The organism is Verrucomicrobiia bacterium, assembly GCA_035765895.1.
Lineage (GTDB): Bacteria > Verrucomicrobiota > Verrucomicrobiia > Limisphaerales > DSYF01 > DSYF01.
The window spans coordinates 1-9786 of sequence record DASTWL010000054.1; the positions used below are offsets into that span (position 1 = coordinate 1).

The window sequence follows — 9786 nt, forward strand, 5'->3', positions numbered from 1 at the left end:
AGGCCTGCCTGCTCGCCGCGCAACACGGCGTCGAGATCTGCCCGACCTGGAACAAATCCAACCGCGAGCACAACATCATCGGCTCCGAGCCGGCGAGCGTGCGCGCCGCCGCCGAGGCGGCGGTCAAAGCCGCCGGGTGGAAAAAACCGTTCTACGTGGACGCCGACCACATCGGGCTGAAGACCGTGGACCGCTTCGTGGCGGTGTCGGACTTCTTCACGATTGATGTGGCCGACTACATCGGCAAACCCGCCGCGGCGGGCGCGGTGCAGGCGTTTACGGACCGGCATCCGGAACTGGCCGGCCAGGTGCAGATTGCGGGCATTGACCGGCCGTTTGACATTTCCCGCGCCGAAGTCGAGCGCATCGCGGGCAAGTATCTCCTCGCGGCACAGGAAGCCGGCAAGGTCTATCAGCACATCGTTCATGCGAAGAACGGCACGCCGTTCGTCACGGAGGTTTCGATGGACGAAACCGATTCGCCGCAGACGCCGCCCGAGCTGCTCATCATTCTCGCGGCTATTGCGGACGAGAAGATCCCGATCCAAACCATCGCGCCAAAGTTCACGGGGCGCTTCAACAAGGGCGTGGATTACGTGGGCGACGTGAAACAGTTCGAGAAGGAGTTCAACGACGACCTCCGCGTCATCGCGCACGCGATCAAACGCTACGGCCTGCCGGACACGCTCAAGCTCAGCGTCCATTCGGGCAGCGACAAGTTTTCGATCTATCCGGCCATCAGCCGCGCGTTAAAGCAGCACGGCTGCGGTGTCCACGTGAAGACGGCGGGCACGACGTGGCTGGAGGAAGTCATCGGCCTCGCCGAACACGGCGGCGAGGGTTTGAAACTCGCGAAAGAGATTTATGCCGGGGCCTTGGCGCACATTGACGAACTCTGCGCGCCGTATGCCACGGTGATTGACATCGATCGTGCCAAGCTGCCGACGGCGGCGGAGGTGAACGGGTGGACGAGCGAGCAATACGTCCGCGCGCTGCGCCACAACCAGGCCGATCCGCAGTTCAACCCAAGCCTGCGGCAGTTGATCCACGTCGGCTTCAAGGTCGCGGCCAAGATGGGGCCGCGTTACTTGAAGCTGCTGGAGGAATGTGAAGCCACGGTGGCGCGTAACGTCACGGGCAACCTGTTCGAGCGCCACATCAAGCCGCTGTTCCTGGCGCAGTAAAACAGGGGCGGATCACGACCGGCCGGCGCGGGTTGTTCCCCGTGGCCGGCCGTTTGTTTGGCGGCGCTTGCTTCGGGTCGGGGCGCGGGGCAATCTGCCGCATCATGGTGCGATACGGCAGATTCATCGTCCTCGCGTTGTTGGCGTTGCGGGGCTGGCTGGCCGGGGCGGCGGAGGCGCCGTCGGAAGCGCCGTTCATCGTGGATGTGTGGGGCACTTCAGCGCGCCGGCCGGAGAAGCGGCTGCCGCAGAGTTCGGTCATTTCCATCATCCAGGCGCACGATGGGTATCTCTGGCTGGGCACGCTGAATGGGCTGGTCCGGTTTGACGGCAACCGCTTTACGCCTTTCGATGAGAGCAACACGCCGGGGCTGCCCAACAATGCGATTGTCTATCTTTTCGAGGACAGCCGTGGCTGGCTTTGGGTGGGCACGGACAGTGGCGGCGTGGTGCTGGTGCGGGACGGATTGGTGACGCCGCTGGGCATCGGCCAGGGTTCGAGCAGCAGCAAACTCATGTCCGCCTGCGAGGATGCGTCCGGCGGGGTGTGGCTTTACCTCGCGGACGGGCAGTTGTGGCGCTACGCGAACGGCGCGGCGGTGCGGGTGGATTTTCCGAGCGCCAGCGGCTGTCGGTCCGTGATCGCCGAACCGGGCGGGCCGGTGTGGGTCACGATGGATGACACCAATCAAGTGGCGGTGGGGCCGCTGTCGGCAGCCAACCAGGCCAGGCTTCCTTTTTTGCAGGAATTACCGGCGGAACACAAAATCGACTTCCTGCTCGCCAGCCGTCGGCAGGGTTACTGGCGGTTCGCGGACAATCGCATTGAAAAGTGGACCACCAATCACCTGGACCGGTCGCTGGGTGAATATCCCTGGTTGAGCGTTCCGGACGGGACGCGCATCACCTCCGCCACGGAGGATTTGGATGGCAATTTGATCGTGGGTGTTTTGAACGCCGGCGTCTATTGGTTTAACGCCACCGGCCAGGTAACCCGCATTTCCACGGCGCAAGGGCTGTCGCATGCCGGTGTGCTTTCCGTGTGCGTGGACCGCGAGGGCGATTTGTGGGTGGGCACGGACGGCGGGGGATTGAACCGGTTCAAACGCCGCCTCGGCGAGGTTCTGTCGGGCACCGCGGGCAAGGTGGTGCAATCCGTCTGCGAGGACACGAACCGCAACTTGTGGGTCGGCTTCAACGGCGGCGGCATCATGCGCTGGAGCGCGGGGCAAATCCGCACCTTCGGGTATCGTGAGGGGAAGTTCACGCCCGAAGACGGTTTGTTCAGCCCGAATGTGCTGTCGGTGTTCGCGGATCATTCCGGCCAGATTTGGAGCGGCACGCGCGGACCGGGCGGTTTGTATCAGTTCCGCGACGAGCATTTTCAACTGCTTACCGTTGCCGGTGCCATGGGGCAGGATGTTTCGGCCATTCATCAGGATCGCGCCGGGGTGATTTGGTTCGGCACGTCCATTGGCGTGGCTGGATGGAACGGGGGCACGTGGAAAACCTTCACGACGCGGGAAGGCCTGTCCGCCGATGCCGTGCGCGCGATTGCCGACGATGCGAATGGCGACCTCTGGGTCGGCACGGCCGGCGGCGGCCTCAACCAGATCTCCGGCACCAACTGCGTCGTCTTCCGCAAGTCGGCCGAGGGCCTGCCGGGGGACAATATTTCCGCCCTGCTGGCCGAGGCCGACGGCACGTTGTGGGTCGGGACAGGCAGCGGGCTGGCGCGGTTCAAGGGAGGCAGGTGGACCCGTTACACCACCCGGGATGGCCTTGCGAGCGACAGCATTTGCTACCTGGCCGAGGATGATCAGGGCAGCCTGTGGATTGGCTCGAACGCCGGGCTGATGCGCGTCACCAAAAAATCACTGGACGATTTCGCGGCCGGCCAAACGACGACGCTGGTCTGCCGCACGTATGACGAGGCGGACGGTTTGCCGACCAGTGAATGCACTTCGGGTTCCCAGCCGGCGGCGGTGCGCACGCACTCGGGAAAGCTCTGGTTCCCCACCATCCGCGGCCTGGTCGGCATCAATCCCGCCGCGTTGAGGCAGAACACCAATGTGCCGCCGGTGGCGATCGAGTCCGTCCTGATTGAAGGACACGAGCAGTTGACCAACGGTCTGCGGGCACCGTTGCCGGCGCAGGTCACCGTGCCACCGGCAGCGGAGCGGCTGGAGATTCAGTTTACCAGCCTGAACCTCGCGGCGCCGGAACGGGCGGTGTTCCGCTACCAGTTGGAGGGGCACGAGGCCACGCCGACGGAAACGCGCAACGAACGGGTGGCGCGCTACATCAAGCTGCCGCCGGGCCATTACCGGTTCCACGTCTGGGCGGCGAACGAAGACGGCGTCTGGAATCAGACGGGCTGTTCGCTCGCCGTCGTGGTGCTGCCGCCGTTCTGGCGGACCTGGTGGTTTGTGACGCTCAGTTCGCTGGTTCTGCTCGGCGCGATTGTGGGGGTGGTTTATTGGATTTCCACCCAGCGCCTGCAACGGCAACTGGCCCTGTTGCGGCAGAAGGAGGCGCTGGAACGCGAACGCTCCCGCATCGCCCGCGACCTGCATGATCAACTCGGCGCCAACCTCACGCGGGTGTCGTTGCTCGGGGAATTGATCGAAAGCGACAAGGACGAGCCGGCGGAAGTGGAGACGCACGCGCGGCAGATTTCCAAAACCGCGGGTGAAACCTCGCGGGCGTTGGATGAAATCGTCTGGGCCGCCAACCCGGCCAACGACACGCTCGAAGGCCTCGTCAACTATGTCTGCAAATATGCGCAGGAATTCCTGACCACCGCCGGGCTGCGCTGCCGGCTGGATGTTCCCGCGCAATTGCCCGCCACGTCGATTCCGCCGGATTTCCGCCATAACGTGTTCCTCGTGGCCAAGGAGGCCGTGAACAACGTCGTGAAGCACGCGCAGGCCACGGCCGTGCGCGTGCAGATCAAACTCGACGGTGGCCGGCTGCTGGTGGAGGTTGAGGACGACGGCCGCGGGCCGGGCGGCGCCGCCTCGGCCGCGGGCCGGGGCAGAAATGGGTTGCGAAACATGACCCGGCGCATGGAGGATGTCGGCGGCAGTTTTTCGATCACCCCGGCGCCGCGCAAAGGCACCCTGGTCCGGTTTGCGGCGCCGCTGAATCGTTCTTGAGATACCATGCCCATCACCGTTGCCATCGTGGAAGACAACGCCGATTTGCGCGGCACCCTGGCGCGTATCCTGAATCGCGCGCCCGGCCATCAATGCGTCGGCCAGTATGGCGATGCCGAATCTGCCCTGAAGGGCCTGCCGAAGGACACGCCGCAGGTGGTGCTCATGGACATCAACCTGCCCGGCATGAACGGTGTGGAATGCGTCCGCCGGCTCAAGCAACTCCTGCCCGGCGTGTTGATCGTGATGCTCACCGCCTACGAGGACACGGACAACATCTTCGGTTCGCTCGAGGCCGGGGCGTCTGGTTACCTGCTCAAACGCTCCAAGAGTGCTGAAATCCTGGAGGCCATCAAGGAGGTCGTGGACGGCGGTTCGCCGATGACCGCGCACATCGCGCGGAAGGTCGTGCATTCCTTCCAGGCGCGGGGCGCCTCCCCGCAACCCACCGAGAACCTGGCCGAGCGCGAGCGGGAAGTGTTGGAACTGCTGGCCCAGGGGTTCATGTATAAGGAAATCGCCGACAAACTTGGCATCGGTTTCGAAACCGTGCGCACCTACGTCCGCCGGATTTATGAGAAGCTGCAGGTGCGCTCGCGGACGGAGGCGGTGGCCAAGGCCTTGCGCCGGTAACGGGTGAAAGATGGGCCAGCGGGGGGATTCTCGGTGCACCCCTTGTCCCCCTTAATGGGGACTGGAGGGGAACGCGTTTTTGGTTATGCTGTGACCATCAATTTCGGCTGTGACGCCAGCGCAGCCCGGGCCAAGTGGAGAATTGATCTTGTTCTGAAATGTGTGTGAGGGCCGGATGAAAATCCGGCCCTTTTGCTTTTCCCCTCGCCGGCTCGGGTCCGATTTGCTCCGCCGACAGTGGATTTCGGTCCAAAATTCCTGTTTGGGCCTTGTCCCCCGTAATGGGGACTGGTTGGAAACCCGCTTTGGGGTATGATGACACCATCAAGTTCGGCTGAGACGCCAGCTCCGCCGAAAGAAACTTTAAAAGGTTTTTGTTCCAAAGTGTGTGTGAAAGGCCGGATGAAAATCCGGCCTTTTTCTTTTGTTTTTTCCACCGGGCTTCAGCCTGGCCCATCCCGGTCCACCTTTGCCTACAAGTCGGCTCGACATGATGGCACGCTTCGTTAGGCTCGGTTCCGACCTTTTCGGAAATGACTGATTCCTACCACCAACTGCTGGACGCGACGATTCGTGAGCTGGAAGAGCGTCGGTCGCGGGGCATCCGACATGTTCAGGTCACCCCTGAATTGCTGGCCGCATTGGCCCAACCGCCCGCCAAACCGTCGGTTGCCTCCCGGCCCGTGGCGGGTGCGCCGTCCCCGGTTGTGGCGCCGCCCAAGCCGTCTGCCGCATCGCCGCTGCGCAAGCCGGTGTTCAAGCGGCCGGCCAGCGGCGTGCCCGTGGAGCCTGCCGTCAGCGCGGCCAGTTTGCCCGTGGATTTGCCGCCGCTGGATCCCGTCGCCAAGGCTGCGGCCTTCGCCGAGTTGCGGGAAAAAGTGCTGGTCTGCATCAAATGCCCGCACCTGGCGGCGTCGCGCAAGTCGGTGGTTTTTGGCGTGGGCAATCCGGATGCCGAACTGATGTTCGTGGGCGAAGCGCCCGGTGCAGATGAAGATGCCCAAGGCGAACCGTTCGTCGGCGCGGCGGGGCAATTGTTGACGCGCATCATCCAAACCATGGGCCTCTCGCGGCAGTCGGTTTACATCGCCAACATTCTCAAGTGCCGCCCGGACACGCCCGGTCAAGCCTCCGGCAACCGCAAGCCGACGGCCGAGGAAATGCAGACGTGCATCCCATGGCTGCACCAGCAAATCGACCTGATCCGGCCGCGGGTGCTGGTCGCGTTGGGAGCGACGGCGGTTGAAGGTCTGCTCGGCAAGACCGTCGGCATTACCCGGCTGCGCGGCAACTGGCAGACTTACCGTGGCATTCCGCTCATGCCCACCTACCATCCAGCCTACCTCCTGCGCAATCAGGCCCTGGCCGAGAAACGCAAGGTTTGGGAGGACATGCTGGCGGTCATGGAAAGGCTTCAACTGCCCATCAGCGAGAAGCAGCGCGGATTTTTCGCGCGGAGCACATGAGGAAATCCCGGCCGGGATGTCCAACGGGAACATGAAAAGGCGCCGGATGGCCATTGGCGTGGTGGTTGCATTGCTGCTCGGAGCGGTGGGATTCAAGACCTACGGCTGGTGGTTGAAACACCAGCTGGACCGCTACCGGACGCAACTGACCGCGCAGGGCGAGAAGTTGACGCTGGCCACGCTGCTGGCAGACCGCAAGGTGCCGGACCAGAATGGCGCCGGCGCGTTTTTGAGCGCCATTCCTCATCTGAACACCCGTGGCGTGGTGGGGACCAATGCGCCACCCATGATGCGACTGGTGGCTCCCGGCAGGGCATTGACCGGCTGGCAGGTGCCGCTATTGGTCTATGGCGGTGAACACGTCACCAACCGGTGGGAGGATCTTGCGGTGGATGTCGATGCTTCGCGGGACGGGTTCGCCCGACTGGAAGAGGCGGCCGCGGAACCGGTCCTTGATTTCGACCTGAACTACGCGCAAGGCTTCACGTTGCTGTTGCCGCATCTGGCGCCGCTCAAAGGTGCGGCGCAAATCCTGGCCGCGGCGGCGATGCTGGATTTGCACCGGGGCGATGCGGCCGACGCGGCGCGGCGCCTTCACACCGTGCTCGGTCTGATCCGCGGCATGAAGGACGAGCGGCTCGTCATTTCCCAGCTCGTGCGCATGGCCATGTTTCAAATCGCCGTTGCTGCGATTTGGGAATACACGCAGTCTCCGGCGGCAACGGAAGCGGATTTGCAAATGCTCCAGGCCGATCTGGCGGCGCAGGATTTCAGCGGCCCGATGGAGCAGAGCTTCGAAATGGAACGCGCGATGAGCGGGATGACCATCCGCTATTTCCGCGACAAAGGCGGCATTTACGACATGTATGCATCCGGTTCAGGCGCCGCGCCCGCTTCCACCAATGTCTCTGCGGTGCTGGCCCGCAACGCCGAAAAGCTCCTTTCGCCCCGCGAAATTCGCAAAACGTCGAACGAAATCCTCTGGCAATCGGCATTGTCCTATGAAGATGAACGGCGGGCGCTGCGCAGCATGCAGGTGCTGATTGAATGCGCCCGTGCGGCCGCGTCGAACCAGCCTTACCAAATCATCCTTTCCAACCAACAGGCCCGCCTCGCTGCGCTGGGCCAGCTCGTTGAGCCGGATGATGACTCTTCGCCTTCCTCCTTTGGCGGCGAAAACGATTCGCTGGCCTCCATCCGCAACGCGTTTGCCGGTGCAGCTCTGTCGCTGCAAAAGGTGCTGAACAAGGTCGAATCCGCCGAAATCAACCGCGCCCTGGCCATCAGCGCCATCGCGCTCAAACGCCATCAGCTGCAACACGGCGTGTGGCCCGACACCCTGACGGCGCTGGTGCCGGAGTATTTGCCCGCGGCGCCGCGCGACCCGGTGGACGGCCATCCGTTGCGATACCGCCGGTCTGCCGATGGGGGCTTCGTCCTGTATTCCGTGGGAACCAACGGCACCGACGACGGTGGCGATCCGAACCGCGATTCCGCCCGCGCCCGGCCCATCATGAGTGCGGGCCGCGATTGGGTCTGGCCACAGCCGGCAACGGCGGCGGAAATCCGGGCGTGGGAAACCAACGTGGCTGTGCGGGGCTGGTGATTCAAATCGTCGGTAGCTTCGCCGTGAACTTCCCTTTGCCGCGGCCGCGGTTTCGGCTATAACCCCGCGCCGACATGAAGGAACTGTTCCAACCGTTGTTCGACTGGTATTCGCGCTCACTGGAAACTGGTGGCTATCCGTTGGTGGCGCTGCTCATGGCCATCGAGAGTTCCATTGTGCCGCTGCCGAGCGAACTGGTCATCCCGCCCGCGGCGCACCTGGCGCACACGGGGCAAATTCCCTTTACGGTTTGGGGCATCGTGCTGGCCGGCACCATCGGCTGCTGGGCGGGCGCGACGGTGATGTATTGGGCGTCGCGCTGGGCGGGACGTCCGCTCGTGCTGCGTTACGGCCGCTACTTTTTCATTTCGCCGGAAAAGGTGGAAGGCGCCGAACGCTGGGCCACCAAGTTTGGTCCGATGGGCATTTTCATTTCGCGGCTGCTGCCGGTGGTGCGGCATCTCATCGGCATTCCGGCGGGAATCGTGCGGATGAATTACCTCAAATTCTCGCTCTACACCGTCGCCGGGTCCGCCGTCTGGTGCACGGTGCTCGCTTACGTCGGGGTTAAAATGGGCCAGGACGAACAAGTCATGGCCGGTGAAATGCACAAGATTTCCCTCTGGCTCGGCGGGCTGATGCTCGTCATTGGCGGGCTTTACTACTTCTTCGTCCATCGGCACATGAAGGCCGACAAGCGGCGGGACTGAGGCCAGGATCCTGTCTGGTGGGCGGGCCGCTCACTCCCGCACCTTGATCAATGTCTTCACAGCGCGGTTGCCTGTCGTCATGGAGTGCAGCAATTCCGGCAGGCGGCTGAGCGGCCATTCGCCGTTCACAAAGTCTGCGGCACGAATCACGCCCGCTTCAATGAAACCCAGCGCACGGCGAATGGTGCGCGGTGTGTGATGGAAGCTCGCCACGAGCGTGAGGCTCGAATAATGCAGCAAACCGGTGTCCAGCGACACCGTCGTGCCCGCCGGGCAGCCACCGAAGAAATTCACGATGCCGCCCTTGCGCACGAGTTTCACCGCAGTTTCCCACGCCTCCGGCTTGCCCACGGCTTCGATCACCGCATCAAACCGCTCATCCTTGGGCACCGCCGCCAGAATATCGCCATGTGCGCCGACGTCGAACACCTGCGTTGCACCCAGCTTGCGCGCCGCCTGCAGCCGCTGTTCGCCGCGCCCGGCCACGGAAACGATGCCACCCAGCTCGCGCGCCAGCGCCACAAACATCAGTCCAATGGGGCCCGCGCCCAACACCAGCACGCGCTGGCCTGCACGGAGTTTGGTTTCCTCCACGCCCAAAACAACGCATGCCAGCGGTTCGGTCAATGCTGCGTCCCGGAATTCAGTGCCGGGCTGGAGACGGAGCAGGTTTTTTTCGACGAGGCGGGCGGGCACCACGATGCTTTCGGCATAGGCGCCGTTGAGAAACAGCAGGTCGTCGCACAGATTCTCCTGCTGGTTCCGGCAGTGCAGGCACTGTCCGCACGGCGCGGAGTTTGCGACCACGACGCGATCACCGACGCGCCACTCTTCACTCCGCGTCCCGCGTTCCGCACACCGCACTTCCGAAATGACGCCGGCCAGTTCGTGTCCGAAGCAGGCCGGCGGCACGATCATCTTCGCGTGATAACCGCGCTTGTAAACCTTGAGGTCCGTGCCGCAGGTGAGCGCGGCTTCGATGCGGATGCGCACCTCGCCGGGCTTCAACGCCGGTTCGGCAACTTCCTC

At 63.6% G+C, this 9786-nt stretch carries 7 protein-coding genes; 6 read left to right on the top strand and 1 reads right to left on the bottom strand.

The genetic code is table 11. The features are described 5' to 3' along the window. The 6 genes from VFV96_11320 to VFV96_11345 all read left to right on the top strand — a co-directional run. Nucleotides 1-1184, top strand: a 1184-nt coding sequence (locus tag VFV96_11320) for a tagaturonate epimerase family protein (GenBank protein HEU5070985.1), incomplete at its 5' end; no start/stop codon positions are given. Between the two features lie 104 nt (nucleotides 1185-1288). Next, nucleotides 1289-4342: a two-component regulator propeller domain-containing protein gene (locus tag VFV96_11325; GenBank protein ID HEU5070986.1), complete on the top strand. Its 3054-nt coding sequence runs from the start codon at nucleotides 1289-1291 to the stop codon at nucleotides 4340-4342. 6 nt (nucleotides 4343-4348) lie between these two features. Continuing rightward, complete coding sequence (locus VFV96_11330) at nucleotides 4349-4975, top strand: response regulator transcription factor (GenBank protein ID HEU5070987.1); 627 nt, start codon at nucleotides 4349-4351, stop codon at nucleotides 4973-4975. A 533-nt stretch (nucleotides 4976-5508) separates the two neighbouring features. Beyond that, on the top strand, nucleotides 5509-6441 hold the full coding sequence (locus tag VFV96_11335) for a uracil-DNA glycosylase family protein (protein ID HEU5070988.1): 933 nt from the start codon (nucleotides 5509-5511) through the stop codon (nucleotides 6439-6441). Nucleotides 6442-6472: 31 nt separating this feature from the next. Then, on the top strand, nucleotides 6473-8047 hold the full coding sequence (locus VFV96_11340; protein HEU5070989.1) for a hypothetical protein: 1575 nt from the start codon (nucleotides 6473-6475) through the stop codon (nucleotides 8045-8047). A gap of 74 nt (nucleotides 8048-8121) precedes the next feature. Further along, the gene (locus VFV96_11345) at nucleotides 8122-8757 is read left to right on the top strand and encodes a DedA family protein (GenBank protein HEU5070990.1); all 636 of its coding nucleotides are present in this window, start codon (nucleotides 8122-8124) and stop codon (nucleotides 8755-8757) included. Between the two features lie 30 nt (nucleotides 8758-8787). On the opposite strand, the gene VFV96_11350 is transcribed toward VFV96_11345, so the two are convergent. Further along, nucleotides 8788-9786 (bottom strand): alcohol dehydrogenase catalytic domain-containing protein (locus tag VFV96_11350; GenBank protein ID HEU5070991.1); only part of this gene is annotated, 999 nt, incomplete at its 5' end.